The organism is Bradyrhizobium sp. SZCCHNGR1005 (genome assembly GCF_032489995.1).
GTDB lineage: Bacteria > Pseudomonadota > Alphaproteobacteria > Rhizobiales > Xanthobacteraceae > Bradyrhizobium.
In genome coordinates, this window is the sequence record NZ_JAUEZC010000011.1 from 42,054 (window position 1) to 56,031 (window position 13,978).

16 protein-coding genes are annotated in these 13,978 nt (G+C 64.9%); 3 read left to right on the top strand and 13 right to left on the bottom strand.

What is annotated here, in order from left to right; genetic code table 11:
• Positions 1-162: 162 nt before the first annotated feature.
• The 4 genes from QXZ85_RS30725 to QXZ85_RS30740 all read right to left on the bottom strand — a co-directional run bounded on the left by QXZ85_RS30725 (position 163) and on the right by QXZ85_RS30740 (position 4,003).
• A complete protein-coding gene (locus tag QXZ85_RS30725) occupies positions 163-879 on the bottom strand; it encodes a DnaJ domain-containing protein (protein ID WP_315703268.1) in 717 nt (238 codons plus the stop codon).
• 72 nt (positions 880-951) lie between these two features.
• Positions 952-1,707: a VWA domain-containing protein gene (locus tag QXZ85_RS30730; RefSeq protein WP_315763008.1), complete on the bottom strand. Its 756-nt coding sequence runs from the start codon at positions 1,705-1,707 to the stop codon at positions 952-954.
• Between the two features lie 98 nt (positions 1,708-1,805).
• Positions 1,806-2,684: an alpha/beta fold hydrolase gene (locus QXZ85_RS30735; RefSeq protein WP_315703266.1), complete on the bottom strand. Its 879-nt coding sequence runs from the start codon at positions 2,682-2,684 to the stop codon at positions 1,806-1,808.
• Between the two features lie 395 nt (positions 2,685-3,079).
• Complete coding sequence (locus tag QXZ85_RS30740; protein ID WP_315703265.1) at positions 3,080-4,003, bottom strand: division plane positioning ATPase MipZ; 924 nt, start codon at positions 4,001-4,003, stop codon at positions 3,080-3,082.
• A gap of 264 nt (positions 4,004-4,267) precedes the next feature.
• Between QXZ85_RS30740 and panC the strand changes: the two genes are divergently transcribed.
• On the top strand, positions 4,268-5,119 hold the full coding sequence (gene panC, locus QXZ85_RS30745; RefSeq protein ID WP_315703264.1) for a pantoate--beta-alanine ligase: 852 nt from the start codon (positions 4,268-4,270) through the stop codon (positions 5,117-5,119).
• A gap of 38 nt (positions 5,120-5,157) precedes the next feature.
• Here panC and QXZ85_RS30750 read toward each other — a convergent pair whose 3' ends face one another.
• The 5 genes from QXZ85_RS30750 to QXZ85_RS30770 form a co-directional block, all read right to left on the bottom strand.
• Positions 5,158-5,598 carry a DUF1489 domain-containing protein gene (locus QXZ85_RS30750; protein WP_315703263.1) on the bottom strand — a complete coding sequence of 147 codons (441 nt, stop codon included), beginning with the start codon at positions 5,596-5,598 and terminating at the stop codon, positions 5,158-5,160.
• A gap of 29 nt (positions 5,599-5,627) precedes the next feature.
• Positions 5,628-6,602 carry a hypothetical protein gene (locus QXZ85_RS30755; protein WP_316175456.1) on the bottom strand — a complete coding sequence of 325 codons (975 nt, stop codon included), beginning with the start codon at positions 6,600-6,602 and terminating at the stop codon, positions 5,628-5,630.
• Between the two features lie 375 nt (positions 6,603-6,977).
• Positions 6,978-7,169 carry a hypothetical protein gene (locus QXZ85_RS30760; protein ID WP_315704252.1) on the bottom strand — a complete coding sequence of 64 codons (192 nt, stop codon included), beginning with the start codon at positions 7,167-7,169 and terminating at the stop codon, positions 6,978-6,980.
• A 205-nt stretch (positions 7,170-7,374) separates the two neighbouring features.
• Positions 7,375-7,743, bottom strand: a complete 369-nt coding sequence (locus tag QXZ85_RS30765) for a YidB family protein (protein ID WP_315703261.1) — start codon at positions 7,741-7,743, stop codon at positions 7,375-7,377.
• Positions 7,744-7,834: 91 nt separating this feature from the next.
• Entirely contained in the window at positions 7,835-8,494 is a 660-nt protein-coding gene (locus QXZ85_RS30770; RefSeq protein ID WP_315703260.1) for a glutathione S-transferase family protein, read from the bottom strand.
• Positions 8,495-8,628: 134 nt separating this feature from the next.
• Here QXZ85_RS30770 and QXZ85_RS30775 point away from each other — a divergent pair, with 134 nt between their 5' ends.
• Positions 8,629-9,306 (top strand): DUF599 domain-containing protein, encoded by a 678-nt coding sequence (locus QXZ85_RS30775; RefSeq protein WP_315703259.1) that lies wholly within the window; start codon positions 8,629-8,631, stop codon positions 9,304-9,306.
• A gap of 16 nt (positions 9,307-9,322) precedes the next feature.
• Here QXZ85_RS30775 and QXZ85_RS30780 read toward each other — a convergent pair whose 3' ends face one another.
• The 4 genes from QXZ85_RS30780 to mgtE form a co-directional block, all read right to left on the bottom strand.
• On the bottom strand, positions 9,323-10,147 hold the full coding sequence (locus QXZ85_RS30780) for a hypothetical protein (RefSeq protein WP_315703258.1): 825 nt from the start codon (positions 10,145-10,147) through the stop codon (positions 9,323-9,325).
• A gap of 113 nt (positions 10,148-10,260) precedes the next feature.
• On the bottom strand, positions 10,261-11,079 hold the full coding sequence (locus QXZ85_RS30785) for an aldo/keto reductase (protein ID WP_315703257.1): 819 nt from the start codon (positions 11,077-11,079) through the stop codon (positions 10,261-10,263).
• A gap of 70 nt (positions 11,080-11,149) precedes the next feature.
• Positions 11,150-11,437 (bottom strand): helix-turn-helix domain-containing protein, encoded by a 288-nt coding sequence (locus QXZ85_RS30790; RefSeq protein WP_315703256.1) that lies wholly within the window; start codon positions 11,435-11,437, stop codon positions 11,150-11,152.
• A 95-nt stretch (positions 11,438-11,532) separates the two neighbouring features.
• On the bottom strand, positions 11,533-12,948 hold the full coding sequence (mgtE, locus tag QXZ85_RS30795) for a magnesium transporter (protein ID WP_315703255.1): 1,416 nt from the start codon (positions 12,946-12,948) through the stop codon (positions 11,533-11,535).
• A 111-nt stretch (positions 12,949-13,059) separates the two neighbouring features.
• Between mgtE and QXZ85_RS30800 the strand changes: the two genes are divergently transcribed.
• Entirely contained in the window at positions 13,060-13,923 is an 864-nt protein-coding gene (locus QXZ85_RS30800) for a polysaccharide deacetylase family protein (RefSeq protein ID WP_315703254.1), read from the top strand.
• Positions 13,924-13,978 lie beyond the last annotated feature (55 nt).

The following is a 13,978-nucleotide window of genomic DNA, read 5'->3' on the forward strand; positions in this document are numbered from 1 at the left end:
CCGCCAACAGCCGCCGCGCAAACCTCTCGTCAAGAATTTAGGGCTAGAACTTCTTCACCATGAACGATCGATCGCGCCGGTCAACGGCGGGCGACTGCCGGCGTCGGCAGAGCAAGCGATGGAAGCGGTTTCGGTCTTGTGGCGTGAGTGGCGTTGCCGGAGTCAGCCGTGATGCGTGCGAAGCAGAGTATCCTTGGCCTCGTTTACCCGGGCGGCGAGATACGTAGACCCCCCCTGATCGGGATGCAGTTTCTTCATGAGCGCACGGTGGGCGCGCCCGATCTCGTCCCGCCCCGCCCCCGGCTGCAGGCCAAGGATCTGATAGGCCTCCTCCGCCGTCATTTTGCCGTTCGCCGCCGCGCGGCGCTGCCCCCCTGCCGCGTCTCGATCCGCGTGCTGACGCCAAGCGGGAAACCGGCGGTCCAGATAGCTTTCAAGTAACGCGACGCTATCGACGTCGAGCGTCGGGATCATCGCCGCCAGCTGCGGCAGATCGAAATCGTCGAGCGAACGGCCGGTATGCGGACCGGCGACGAACCGCCCCGCCAGCCGTCCGCTGTCGTGATCGAGCATCATCTCGATGAATTGCGAGCGCACCTGCGAGCTGTTGCCCGCAGAGCGTTTCGACCCCAGTCCGAAGATATTTCCGAAATTGCCGATGCCGGACGGCGCCCAGCCCAACAGACCGGCCCCAAACAGCCCGATCGGGATGGCCACGACGAATTCGCCGCGAATTCCGGTAAAGGCCGCCACGGCCAGACACAGGATGCCGCCCACGATCTTGATCGCGCGCGCGAGCACGGCAGGGTTCGCGGCGCGAAACATCTGCAGCAGCAAATAAAGGGTGATGACGGCGACGGCGCCTGCAACGAGAGTCATGGGCCGAATATAGTCGCGTGCTCCGGAAAAAGCAGGACGGAGATTACGCCTCGCCCGACGCCGGCCGTGCCGCTACTTCATCTGCCCAAGCAGCCGCGCCGCGCCCGCTTCGCGTGCGGACAGCTGCAGCAGCGCCTCCCGGCCGCCGGCGGCATAAGCGGCTGCTGCGCGCAGCAGCTCGCGCAACTGAGCGACAGCACCTGGATCGAAGCGGCACCAGGCGCCGCCGCTGAGCCGGGCGATCTCACGGAAGGCCTGTTCGGCTGCGGGATCATGTCCCTCCTGGAACATGAAGATCGGCACCTTGAGGATGCCGAGTTCGCCGGCCTTGTTACAGAGCTCGTCGACGCTTTCTTCCATCGCGTCCCCGACGAAAACCAGAGCCCGCACACCGGACGCGGTGGCGTCGCGGCGGGCTTCACTCAACACCTTGCCGATCTGGGTGTTGCCGCCGCGGCAGTCGATCTTGCCCATCAAGCGCGCGAGCTGGGCGCTGTCGGAAATCCAGCGCGTGGCCCGGCACTCGTCGAAGCCGCGATAATAGATCAGGCGAATATCGAGGCTGCCGAGCGAAGCCGCCTCGCGAAACATGTCGGCTTGCAACGCGCAGGCTATGTCCCAGGTCGGCTGTCGGCTCATGGTGGCGTCGAGCGCGAAGACCAGCCGGCCTCGGGTGCCCGCCGCTGGCGCCATGGAGCGGGCCTTGGCGACGAAGTCGGCAATGGCGGAAGCGCTCGAGCGCGCCTCCTCCGGCACGCTGCCGTGTCGCGTCTCGGCGCTGGTCGAGGTCGCCTCGTCGGGGCGTATCTTGGTGGGGTCGGTCGTCATCCTCGCTCACGAAGCTGCCCCTGGGATGTGGGCAGCCGCGGCAGGACCTGCAATGCGCTCCCGGGCTCGGAAGACGGCCCGGCAGGCACGCTCCCTTGTTAGTGGGTCAGCGGCTTGGCGGGCTTTGCCACCGGTGCATAGGGCGCGACCGGGCCGGGATCGGTCAGCGGTGACTTGGTCTTGACCGGCGATACGTCGCTTGCGCTGTCGCTATCCGCCAGGAACTTGTCGAGCATGGCCTGAATCGACACCTTGGCCTCTTCCGGGCCGGTGTCGCGCATGTCGTTATGCTGGAAGTCGGTCTTCACGACCGTGATGCCTTCCTTCTCGCAGACATCGTCGCTCGGAAGCACACCCGGATCGGTCTTGAACTGCGGATCGTTGGAGCGGAAGGACAGGATCTTGAACCTGCCCTGGGTGATGAAGGGCACGCGCAGATTATCGAGCGTCACCACCTTGCGAACTTCATCGGGATACTGCTTGGCGAAATACATCGAGATGTCGCCACCCATCGAATGGCCGACGATGGTCAGATGGCCATAATCGGCGTTGGGCTCGACCTGGCGCATCTCCTCCACGGCGAATTTGATGTTGGCGACGCCGCGCTGAATCTGCGGCAGCCGGCCGACATAGATCTCGCCGACCTTGGTGACCATCGGCGGGTCGGTCGGCAGGTCGTGCTGGATGCTGACCACCATGTAGCCGCGCGCGGCGAACACGTTGGCCAGGAAGGAATACTCGGTGAACTTGACGGTATTTCCGTGATTGAGGATCGCGACCGGCAGCTTGATCATGCCGGCGTCGGCCTGCATCTCCTTGTCGCGCCGGACGGCCACATCGACCTCGACCAAGCGGTTGTCGCGGGATGCGTCATGGAAACGAAGCGTCTCGTGCCGGATCGCCCATTTGCTCATGGTCACGTAGCCGGCCGCGGCCAGAACACTGACAGACAACAGAACGCTGATTCCACGTTTCATGTTCGTCCTCGGGCTCCTCAGCCCTTAGCGGTTGCAACCGAACTCTGACTGCCCCTTGTGTTTAATATATGTAACGGCCCTGTGACCGGAAGACTAAATGTTGTGTATCGGCCGCCTCATCGTTGTGCGTTGCAGCTAACTGCTGTGCAGCATAACCTGGGGCACGCGCCGGCTCTATTTGGACACTGGATGGCAATGGAAAAATTCAATCCGATGCCAAATTGTCCGTAAAGCGGATCACGCAATTCGGGTTCCCGGGTCGCGCTGCGACAAATCCGTAGATTTGCGGGACCCCTCGCCGGATCCGGACATTTTTGGCAAGGCGAACTTCAGGCAAGTCGAACCTTAAGCAAGTCGAACCTTAGGCAAGCCGAAGCGATTGCCCCCCCGGCGTCTCAGGCACTGATGATGTCGTGGACATCCAGCGGCTTATCGACCTGGGCAAACCATTCCGCCCGGTTCGCGGCGCGCCGCCGTCCGCGCTCGTCCAGCGGCAGCTTGAGCTGCCGCAACAGGGTCATGACCTCTTCCCGGGCCGTCACGTGGCCGAGATTGGGACGGGTCCCGAGCGTCGCCTCGTCGATATCGTCGAGCGCGGTCAGGCCGCGCGGAAAGAATTCCCGATAGACCACCCGCTCGGCAAAGCCGTCGATCGAACGGAAGCCGAGCCGCGACGACAGCTCCCTCAGCCCTTCCGCCACCAACTGCTTGTTGCGCGACCCGAGCATCGAAAGCCGATTGCGCACCACGATCCAGTCGGTGCTCGCACCGTCGACCTGCCGCCGTTTGCGCCTGACGTCGCGGACCATCTCCGCATAATGGCTCTCGCCGGTCACCGCATAGGTGGCAGGATCGACCGTGCCGAGCACGTCGAAATCCAGGAAGCTGTCATTGATCGGCGTCACCAGGGTATCGGCCATCGAATGCGCGAGCCGCATCAAGTAGCTGTCCGTCCCCGGCGTATCGATCACGATGAAGTCGAAGGCATGTTCGACCGCGGCGACGGCCTCGATGAACTGCTGGAATTCGGCGTTCTCGTTTTCGGCGATCTGCATCGTCTGGCCGAGCTTGATGCAGTAGTGCGTCGGCAATTCGAGCGGCAGACCGGTGCGGCGCGCCCAGGCGCTGCGGTTGTTGATGTAGCGGGTGAAGCTCTGCTGCCGGCAATCGAGATCGATGGTGGCGACGCGCTGGCCGGCCTTCATCAAGGCCACGGCGATGTGCAGAGCGGTCGTGGACTTGCCGGAACCGCCCTTCTCGTTACCGAGCACGATCACATGGGCCGAACCCGATTGCCCCTGGCTCGTCTGCACCAGCATGTCAACGACCCCTCGCGATCATCTTCGAGTCACGCTCGTCTGCGGTCAAGTTAAATGCGCGCGTATTGTAAGCCCGCATCGCAATGCGCGACGCGCCGGCGTCTGACTCACGACCGAGCGGCCTGCGACGCGGATGCGTGCGGCAGCAGCAGCAGACGTGCTAAGTACGCTTGGTGGTCTCGCATCGTCCTTGATAAGGTCGGCCGTCAACCGGTCAAGAACTAACACACGACCTCATCATTTCAGTCTGCAGATCGAGCAAAAATGTCACGAAGTCCCCTGATCGTCCGCAACCTGTCCGCACTGCGTCGTGCGCTCGATGGCTTGCGCGCAAGAAAGGCGTCGCTTGCATTGGTCCCCACCATGGGAGCGCTCCATGACGGGCATGTGTCCCTGGTGCGACTGGCAAAGCGGCGCGCCGACAAGGTGGCCGTCTCCATCTTCGTCAACCCCACTCAGTTCGCACCGACCGAGGATTTCGGATCCTATCCGCGCACCTGGAAGGAGGACGTAGCAAAGCTCGCCGCCGAGAAGGTGGACCTGATCTGGCATCCCGACGCGAAGGCGATGTATCCGGATGGCTTTGCAACCCGCATTGTCCCGGAGGGGGCAGCTCTGGCCGGCCTCGAAGATCGTTACCGCCCGCAGTTCTTCGGCGGGGTCGCAACCGTGGTCGCCAAGCTCTTCACCCAATGCCGGCCCGACATCGCTGTGTTCGGCGAGAAGGATTATCAGCAGCTGCGCGTGGTGACGCAACTCGCACGCGATCTCGATCTCGGCGTCAGGGTGATCGGTTCACGCACCGTGCGCGAGCGCGACGGCCTCGCGATGTCGTCCCGCAACGTCTACCTGTCCGCGGAGGAACGCCGCGCCGCCCCGACGCTCTATAAGGCCATGAAGGAGGTTGCCGGCAGGCTGCGCGCCGGAGGCAGCATCGAAGCCGCAGTTGCGGGCGGGACCGAATTGATCACGAGCGCCGGTTTCGTGCTCGATTACCTCGAGGTTCGCCACGCGGAGACGCTCGCCCCGCTCGCCTCGGCCAAGGACGGACCTTGGCGTATCCTGGTGGCAGCCAAACTCGGGAAGACCCGGCTGATCGACAACATCGGGGCGTAAGTCTACGCAGCCCGGCAGGCTGAGGTGCCACCGACGAATCAGAGCAGCCCGAGATCGCGCAATTCACGCCGCATCGGCTCGGGCATGGCGGCCACGCTGTCGGCGCTCGCCTTGCCGAGATCGGGCGGCGCATCGTCCGGCTTCAGGTAGCGCCAGCCCTGGAACGGACGCATCGGCCGCGGCGAGACGGAGATCACCTTCGGCTGCATCACCAGGCGGCAGCGTCCGATGCCGTCGCGATCGCGGAACGGCTCGACGGCGATGATCCTCTCGCGCGCGGCAATCTCGCCCCGGATCACCCAGTAGAGCGATCCGCCGGCCAGGATCTCCTCGATCCGCTTCGGCGTCATCCGGGTCACATGCACGTGGTGCTCCGGCAGCCCCTTCTTCCTGGCCGCCTGCATGCGCTCGGCGATCCATTCCTTCAGTTCGTTGACCGACTCGCAGCCGACGGCCAGCTTGATCAAATGGAGGGACATGGCCTTACAGAGGGGTTAGGGGTTAGCGCTTACTCGTTGCTCGGCGCCGGTTCGGCTGCCTCGGGTGCGGCCTGTGGCGTCGATGCAGGCGGCTTTGGTTTCGGCGCCGCAGGCTTCTTGGCCGGCGCCTGGGCGTGGCTCGCCGCGACCGCAGGCGGCGGCGCCCGCGGCGCGGGAGCGGCCGAAGCCGCGCCCCCGGTTGCGGCCGAGCGCGAGGTCGATGCGGTCGGCTCCGGAACCATGATGCTGACCGGCGGCGTCGAGGACGCGCTCGGAAACTCCGCATTGGTGGGCTTGCCCGTCGGCATGGACGGCGCCAGTCCGGCAAAGCTGCCGGTCGCCGCTTGCGACTGCGCGCCCGGGGCCGCTTGAGGGACATTCCACTGCGACGCATAGCGCGTCACCAACCCCTCATAGGTTCGCCCCTCCATATTGCTGACGAGCTGCTGACGGTCGGTCACGGAGCGGAACGCGTAGCAGTCGGAGGGTGTGCAGCGGTCACGCGTGAGCAGCACATAGGCCATCAATCCGTAGCGGTCGCGCTCGATCGCCCGACGCAGCGCGAGCAGTTCGGGGGTCATGATCTTGTTGGCGGCAGTCACGTCGCCGGTTGCGGTCAAGCGGGAGATCATGGCGCCCGCATAGCTCACCGCGGCCGCGGTGGCGTCGGCCGCCCCGAACAGATTCTTCTCGCAGTTCGACAGCACGAGATCGCCCGCGAGATCGTCGACGCAGGCGAGCGCGGGAAGCATGGTGCCCGCCGGCATGGCCACGTTCTCGCTGGCTTCGCTATGGCCGCCCTCATCCAGGCTTCGCATCGTGGACGCAACCGCGATCCCGACGGCCAACAGGGTGATGACCGTGAGCGCTCCATTGGCAACCGACTTCTCGGCGCGCAACAGCGTGACCAGGACGACCAGGCCGAAAAAGGCCGCGGCCGCCAAGGTGAGCCACATCGGGAAGGCCGGAGAGCTCCAGAATTGGTCGGGCAAGGTCAAGTTCATGCGCAACGGTCCCTTTGGCGAGCCGGCGATCGATTGCGATAGTCGCGCCCGGAGCGCGGGGCCGCGATAGGCGATCAGCAATGGCCAAATGCAACACAGACCTCAGGCGGCCCAGCCACCCGACCATAGGCCGATTCCGACCGCTGTGCGCGCGGAGAGTGGTTCAAGGCGACCCGCTATCCCCACCCCATCCGCAAGCGGATGGAACGTCCCGTCGTTACCCCCTCTGCCCCTCCTCTGCGCGGCGTCCAGCGAGCACAGCAGCGCAGCGGCGGTTGTTCCCCTCCTTGTTCCACCGGACCGTAGCCACGCGGCAACGGGGTCAAATAAATCGCACTGGCGGAAGCTGCTCGCCGCCTCAGTCCAGAGTGCGCGCTAAGACTGCGCCAGCTGGCTTTCCTTGGCAACGCGCTCGAACGCCTCCGTCGAGCTCTTGATGCGGTATTGGTAGTCGTCGCCCTCGGTCGGGAGCTGGCGGATGATCTCATAGGTACCATTGGCGGCCGGGCGCGAGACGCTGCTTGCGGTAAAGGTGACGGTCGCCCCGACGGGGAATTTGTGTTTCAACGCCTTCTCCTGCTTGAACGCCGGGCCGCCAACGGTCCCCCGCGGCGGAGCCATCCGGCTCTCTTATATTAATGGCGTCTATAGCACGCAGGCCCGCTCCCTGGCCAGCGAAGCGCGCATGGCGAATACGTCAATTTTGCAAACCTTTTCAGCATGATGCCCGCCGGGAGCGGCAGCGCGCCCCGCATTCCGGCGATCCGGCCGATCAGGCGGTATGGGGAAGCCTCCCGTCCGGACTCGCGTGGTCGACGGCCAGCGGCAATTGCTCGGCAAGCACCTTGGAGAGCTGGTCGACGGGAATGTTGTAGCGGGCCGCGAGCTGCTTCACCACGTCGCTGCCGAGCACCTGCTGCAGCTGCTCGGCCGAGATTGGCAGGTTCTGGCCGTTGCCGAGCCAGGATTTGACCTGGGCGCCGTAACCGGCCTGCTCCAGCTTGGCGACGATCGCGCTCAAACCGCCCTGCCCGCCTTGGCCGAAGACCTCGTTCAGGACGACGGGAAGCACGGCGGCCTCCAATTGCCCCAGAGCGCCCCGAAAGGCCGGCGAGTTCTTGAGTTCGTCGAGGAATCCCATCGCTACCGCTCCGTCCGCTACATCCACTTCAGCAAGCATACCAGGACGCACAGGGCAGGCCCAAGCTCCCCGCGGTCATCTTGCTGTGCGCTCAGATCTGCTCGATCCGGTCGATGACCAGCGTTTCCGCAAGCCCGTCCCGGGTCCATTCCGCGCAGGCGGGCATCGCCTGCATGGTATCCATATACGCCTGCGCCTGCGGCGTGACGTCGATGGCAAAGGTGCGGAAGCGGTGGACGACCGGGGCGAACATGGCGTCAGCCGCGCTGAATGCGCCGAACAGGAACGGTCCGCGCGTCCCATAGCGAAGGCGGCACTCCTGCCAGATCTGCTCGATGCGCGCGATATTGGCCCTCACCTCCTCCGACAAGGCGATTGCCCGCACCGGCCGGTGCAAGTTCATCGGACACGCGCTCCTCAGCGGCACGAAACCGGAATGCATCTCGGCCGAAATCGCGCGCGCATAGGCGCGCTCGGCGAGGTCCTTCGGCCACAGCTCGGCGTCGGGAAAACGCTCCGCGAGATATTCGATGATCGCAAGCGAATCCCACACGGTGATGTCGCCGTCGATCAGGATCGGCACTTTTCCCGCCGGCGAGAAGCTCAACAGCCGATCCTTGTCAGCCTTGTCGTCGGTATAGAGCGGCACGAAGATTTCTTCGAAGGCGATGTTGCAGCCGCGCATCGCCAGCCACGGCCGCATCGACCAGGATGAATAATTCTTGTTGCCGATTACGAGCTTCAACGTCATGTCCGAACCTGTCTCCATTGCGACGTCGTCTTGCGATGCCGAGCCGCGCGGCGTCTGCCTTGGTCCCGCGCAGCCAAGCCACGGCTGAAGCAAGCTTCGGATTCAGGACACTCGCGGTTGGCAAGGAATACAGGATGAGCACGTATACCGTCGATATCGCTGCGGTCTCTTTTTTCGTGTTGGAATGGGTGGTCTATGCCATCACCCTGGAGCACACGGCCTATGGGCGGAACAGCCTCTCGGCCCGGATGAATGCGTACCGCGAGGTCTGGATCCGGCGCCTGCTCGAGCGCGACGCGCGCATGGTCGACATGCAGATCATGTCGTCCCTGCAGAACGGCACCGCCTTCTTCGCCTCCTCGAGCCTGATCGCGATCGGCGGCGGGCTTGCGCTGTTGCGCTCGACCAGCGATGCGCTCGCCGTGTTCAAGACCTTCCCGGTCGACCTCAGCCCGCACCCGGCCCTGTGGGAGGTGAAGTGCGTCGGACTGGTCCTGATCTTCATCTATACCTTCTTCAAGTTCGCCTGGGCCTATCGGCTGTTCAACTATGTCGCGATCCTGATCGGCGGCATGCCGCTGGCGCCGCAGCGCGGCACGCCGGAGGCCGAAGCCCATGTGATCCGAACCACGCGCCTGTTCGAGGCCGGCGGCCGCCATTTCAATCGCGGCCAGCGCGCCTTCTTTTTCGCGCTCGGCTATCTCGGGTGGTTCGTGAGCCCCTGGGCGCTATTCGTCACGACGGCGGCCGTCGTCATCGTGACCTGGCGCCGGCAATTCGCCTCCAGCGCCTGGGAGGCCATGGGCCATTGAGTGGGAGCAGCGTCCCTCAGTCCACGAAATCCTGGGGCGTGAACGACAGTTCGAGGACCTTCCATTCGCGATAGCGGTCCGGCGGCAACATCCCGTAAGGCTGGCAGGCCGTGAGCGCCTGCACGGCGCTCTGCTTCAGATCCAACGCCTTGACCGAGGCGGTGCCCGCGATCAGCACGGGCTCCGCCGCGAGCCGACCGTCCGGCATCATGGCCACGCGAAGCTTGACCATGATGTTGTCGGAACGGGACACGGAAGCCGGCAATTTCGAACAGCTTTTCAGATGCTGCCGGAACGGCGCCACGAGATTGGCAGAGAGATTGGTGTTCGCCGAAGGTCCGGCATCCTTGCCGTCCTCCGAACCGTCCCCTGACGCGGATAAAGGCGGCAAGGGCGGCGGTAGCCCCAGCATCACGCCATATTTGACCGTCAGGTCCGGTTGCGCGGGGACGTAGCTCGGTGCTGCCGGTGACGGGGCCGGAGCTTGCGGCTGCGCGGACGGCTTCGTTTCTGGCTGCGGCTCGGGCGGCTGTGGCACTTTGGCTTCGCGCGTTGGCGCCGGGGTCGGCTGTTGTGCGGGTGCCGGAGCGGGTGCGGCCGCCGCGGGCGCCGGCGAGACGTCCGGCTTGGGCAAGGCGAGGTCAGGCGTCGGTGAAGGGCTCGGCGCGGGTTCAGGCGCCTTCGCAGGCTCATCCGGATCGACGATGTCGACCGCCACGACCTCCGGTGCAGGAGGCTCGAAGCGCCGCACGCCGGTCGACAGGAAAATCAGGGCCGCGATGACGATATGCGCAAGCACCGACGCCGCGATGCCCCAACGGATAAACTGCCACCGTTCCATGCTGCTTCTTCGCGCGTCCGCGCGGTCATCGCCGAGGCCCTGGCGCCGCCACGCGGCGCGCTGGCCATCGCGTGTGCCATCTCAGCCCGAGCATAGCAAGCCGCGGTCGGGCCTCAATCCCATTTCGGCGCGAAGGCGAAGTTGGTGAGCCGTCCTTCAGGACTAGCGAGCGCGAAGATCTCGTCCATCTCTGCATCCGACAAGGCGAAATCGAAGATGGCGATGTTCTCCGACAGCCGCTCGATGCGCGAGGTGCGGGGAATCGGGACCACATTCTGCTGCACCAGCCAGCGCAGGCAGACCTGCGCCGGCGTCTTGCCGTGCGCGCGTCCGATTCGGATCAGCGTCGCATCGGACTTGATCTTGCCCCTGGCCACCGGACTGTAGGCGACCACGGCGAGGCCGTGGCGGGCGCAGGCCTCGCGCACCTTGGTCTGGTCCAGATAGGGATGATATTCGACCTGGTTGCACACCAGGGGTTCGGAACTGGCCGCGACCGCCTCCTCGACCAGGGCCACCGTGAAATTCGACACGCCGATGTGGCGGGTCAGCCCGAGCGCCTTTGCATGCGCCAGCGCGCCCAGGGTCTCCGCCAGCGGTACCTGCGGATTCGGCCAGTGCAGCAGCAACAGGTCGACCTCGGAGACGCGCAGCCGCGCCAGGCTCTCCTTCGCCGAGCGTTCGAGGTCATGGGGCGCGAAGTGGGTGGTCCAGACCTTTGTGGTCAGGAAGACGGCATCGCGGCGGATGCCCGAGGCACGCAGCCCCTCCCCGACCTCGCGCTCGTTCTCATAGACCTGGGCGGTATCGATATGGCGATAGCCGAGCTTCAAGGCCTGCTCGACGATGCGGGCGCAGCTCCGCCCGCGCAATTCCCAGGTTCCCAGTCCGATCGCCGGGATGCTGGCGCCGTTGGCCTCGATCGCTTGCATGGCCGCGCCCTCCGATGGGAGGCATTATGTCCGCATCTGCAGATGGTGCCATGCGAGACTAGGTTTGAGCTTAAGTCTTGGCTAAGGCAGCGAACACCGTATCCGGCGCGTGCGCGATCACTGTCAGAAGTGCGCGGGCCGGCCCCCGCGGCATGCGCTTGCCCTGCTCCCAGTTCCGGATCGTCTCGACGGGGACCCCGAGCTTGGCGGCGAATTCCTGCTGAGTGAGATGGGCGCGACGCCTGAGGTCGCGAACCTCGGCAGGCGCGGTGGGTGCCGCAGCCGGCGCCAGTGGAAATTCCTGGCCGTCGCGCAGCTCCACGATCCGTCCATCTGCCTTCAAGCGCAAACGTTGCATGATCCGACTCCGTCTCGGTGCGCCACTCTCGCGCAGCCGCGTTAAGGTCGGATTAACGATAAAAGCCCTTCAAATCTCTCAGCTATTCGATCCGGTCACTTAAGCCCGAACCACAATGTCGCAATGCCGAGAAAGGCGAAGAAGCCGACCACGTCGGTCACGGTGGTGACGAAAGTACCGGACGCGACGGCCGGATCCGCCTTCACCCGATCGAGCACCATCGGGATCAGGATGCCGCCGAGCGCGCCGGCCACCAGGTTCGAGATGATCGCGAGCCCGATCACGATGCCAAGCCCGGGGATCTTGAACCAGGCGACCGCAGCGACGCCTGTGATCAGGGCGAAGGCAACGCCGTTGACAAGGCCGACCAGTCCCTCGCGCAAGACGACGCGAAAGGCGTTGTTGGAGCCGAGCTCGCGCGTGGCCAAGGCGCGCACTGCAACCGTCATAGTTTGCGTCGCGGCATTGCCGCCCTGGCTCGCGACGATCGGCGCAAGCACCGCAAGCGCGACCATCTTCTCGAGCTGGCCCTCGAACAGTCCGAGCACCGAGGATGCCAGGAATGCGGTGGCAAGATTGATCAGGAGCCAGTTGAAGCGGCCCTTGGCGATGGTCCAGACGCTGTCAGAGAGCTCCTCATCGCTGGAGACGCCGCCCAGCGCCTTGAAGTCCTCGTCCGCCTCCTCCTCGATCACGTCGACGACGTCGTCGATGGTGATGACGCCGACCAGCCGGTTGTCGGCATCGACCACCGGCGCCGCGACCAGATTGTATTTGCCGAACAGGCGCGCCACTTCGGCGAGATCATCGGTGACCGAGACCCGGCGGCGGTCTTCATCGATCAGCTCAGCGAGCGGCACCGGGCGCCGCGCCCGCAACAGCGCATCCAGCGCGACCGCCCCCTGCAGATGTTGCACGCCGTCGACCGCATAGATCTCGTAGAACCGGTCCGGCAGGTTCGGCGTCTCGCGCATGTAGTCGATCGCCTGGCCCACGGTCGAATCCAGCGGCACGGCGATGAATTTACTCTGCATGCGCCGGCCGGCCGAGCCCTCCGGATAGTCCAGGCTGCGCTCGAGCACGTCGCGCTCGGACGGAGGCAGCCGGTCGAGGATTTCCTCCTGATCCTTCTCGTCGAGCCCCTCGAGCAGTTCGACGGCATCGTCGGATTCCAGCTCGCGGACGCCTTCTGCGACGGTCTCCGGCTGCAGTTCCTCGAGGATTTCCTCGCGGACGGCATCGTCGACCTCGTTCAGTGCGGAAAAATCGAAATCGGTGCCGGTCAGCTCGACCAGCCGAACCCGATCCTCCGGCGCCAGCGCCGCGATGAGGTCGCCGAGATCCGCTTCATGCAGTTCCGCAATCTCCGCACGCAGGAACGCCTCGTCCTCCGACGCAATGGCTGCGGTGATGGATTCGATGAACTCGGGCCGGATCTCGCCGTTGTCCATCCGCATGGGAGCGCGGTCGAGAACCGCTGCATCATGGGCCACGTCCAATTGTTCATCCATGGCGGGCCTCGCGGGTTTGACAGATCACGCAAACTGGTCTGAAACGTGCTTTGACGCATTACCTAATGGGCCACACGCGACGCAATCAGAAACATGCTGCCGAGGCGCCAGATGAAGAGCCAGATCGGAATTTGGGTGAACGCAGCGGCCATTCTGCTTGGGCTCGGACTTTGGCTTGGGCTGCCCCACAGCGTGGCCGCAGCGGCAACGGCGTCCGCGACCGGCGCGTCGGCCCAATGTCCGCGCGCGGGCACGCTCGGCACGTCACGTGTGCTCACCGTCGATCCCAAGATTTACCCGCGCGTCGGCTTGAAGAGCTTCCCGCAGACATTGCCGCTCCATGATCACGAGGTCGTGCTCACCTTTGACGACGGCCCCTCGCCGCCGAGGACCAACAAGGTACTGGCCGAGTTGGCCAAGGAGTGCGTGCGCGCGACCTTCTTCCTGGTCGGCGAGCCGGCTTCGGGACGAGCCTCGGTGGTGCAAAAGATCGCCGCCGAAGGGCACACGATCGGGCATCACACCTACACCCACGCCAATCTTGCGCACCTGACACCGGCACAGGCCATCCAGGAGATCGACCGCGGCATTGCCGCCGATGAGAAGGCGCTGCACGGGGTGTCGACAACCACGCCATCGACGCCCTTTTTCCGTTTTCCCTATTTCGAATCGACCCCGGCGACGCTGCAGCTGCTGCAGTCTCGCGGCATCGCCGTGTTCGGCGCGGATCTGTGGGCCGGGGACTGGAACCCGATATCGCCCGAGCAGGAACTCAAGATTCTGACCAGCCGGCTCGAACAGGATCGCAAGGGCATCATCCTGTTGCACGACCCGCAGCCGCGCACGGATGCGATGCTGCCCGCCTTCCTCCGCTATCTCAAGCAGCACGGCTACAAGGTGGTCCACATCGTGCCGCCAGCGACGAAGCAATCGGACGAGGCTGCGCAGCCGGATATCCACGCCGCTCGCGATTAATGCGTCGTTCATGCGGCGATGGCTAGTCTTTCGCGCGCGCTGCGCCACCTGTAAA

What these genes read in the sequence shown, in the direction of transcription:
- QXZ85_RS30785 (WP_315703257.1), bottom strand. Translation starts at nt 11,079, where the DNA reads ATGCAAGCGATCGAGGCCAACGGCGCCAGCATCCCGGCGATCGGACTG.
- QXZ85_RS30740 (WP_315703265.1), bottom strand. Translation starts at nt 4,003, where the DNA reads ATGCTGGTGCAGACGAGCCAGGGGCAATCGGGTTCGGCCCATGTGATC.
- QXZ85_RS30770 (WP_315703260.1), bottom strand. Translation starts at nt 8,494, where the DNA reads ATGACGTTGAAGCTCGTAATCGGCAACAAGAATTATTCATCCTGGTCG.
- mgtE (WP_315703255.1), bottom strand. Translation starts at nt 12,948, where the DNA reads ATGGATGAACAATTGGACGTGGCCCATGATGCAGCGGTTCTCGACCGC.
- QXZ85_RS30725 (WP_315703268.1), bottom strand. Translation starts at nt 879, where the DNA reads ATGACTCTCGTTGCAGGCGCCGTCGCCGTCATCACCCTTTATTTGCTG.
- panC (WP_315703264.1), top strand. Translation starts at nt 4,268, where the DNA reads ATGTCACGAAGTCCCCTGATCGTCCGCAACCTGTCCGCACTGCGTCGT.
- QXZ85_RS30750 (WP_315703263.1), bottom strand. Translation starts at nt 5,598, where the DNA reads ATGTCCCTCCATTTGATCAAGCTGGCCGTCGGCTGCGAGTCGGTCAAC.
- QXZ85_RS30765 (WP_315703261.1), bottom strand. Translation starts at nt 7,743, where the DNA reads ATGGGATTCCTCGACGAACTCAAGAACTCGCCGGCCTTTCGGGGCGCT.
- QXZ85_RS30780 (WP_315703258.1), bottom strand. Translation starts at nt 10,147, where the DNA reads ATGGAACGGTGGCAGTTTATCCGTTGGGGCATCGCGGCGTCGGTGCTT.
- QXZ85_RS30775 (WP_315703259.1), top strand. Translation starts at nt 8,629, where the DNA reads ATGAGCACGTATACCGTCGATATCGCTGCGGTCTCTTTTTTCGTGTTG.
- QXZ85_RS30735 (WP_315703266.1), bottom strand. Translation starts at nt 2,684, where the DNA reads ATGAAACGTGGAATCAGCGTTCTGTTGTCTGTCAGTGTTCTGGCCGCG.
- QXZ85_RS30800 (WP_315703254.1), top strand. Translation starts at nt 13,060, where the DNA reads ATGAAGAGCCAGATCGGAATTTGGGTGAACGCAGCGGCCATTCTGCTT.
- QXZ85_RS30730 (WP_315763008.1), bottom strand. Translation starts at nt 1,707, where the DNA reads ATGACGACCGACCCCACCAAGATACGCCCCGACGAGGCGACCTCGACC.
- QXZ85_RS30755 (WP_316175456.1), bottom strand. Translation starts at nt 6,602, where the DNA reads ATGAACTTGACCTTGCCCGACCAATTCTGGAGCTCTCCGGCCTTCCCG.
- QXZ85_RS30790 (WP_315703256.1), bottom strand. Translation starts at nt 11,437, where the DNA reads ATGCAACGTTTGCGCTTGAAGGCAGATGGACGGATCGTGGAGCTGCGC.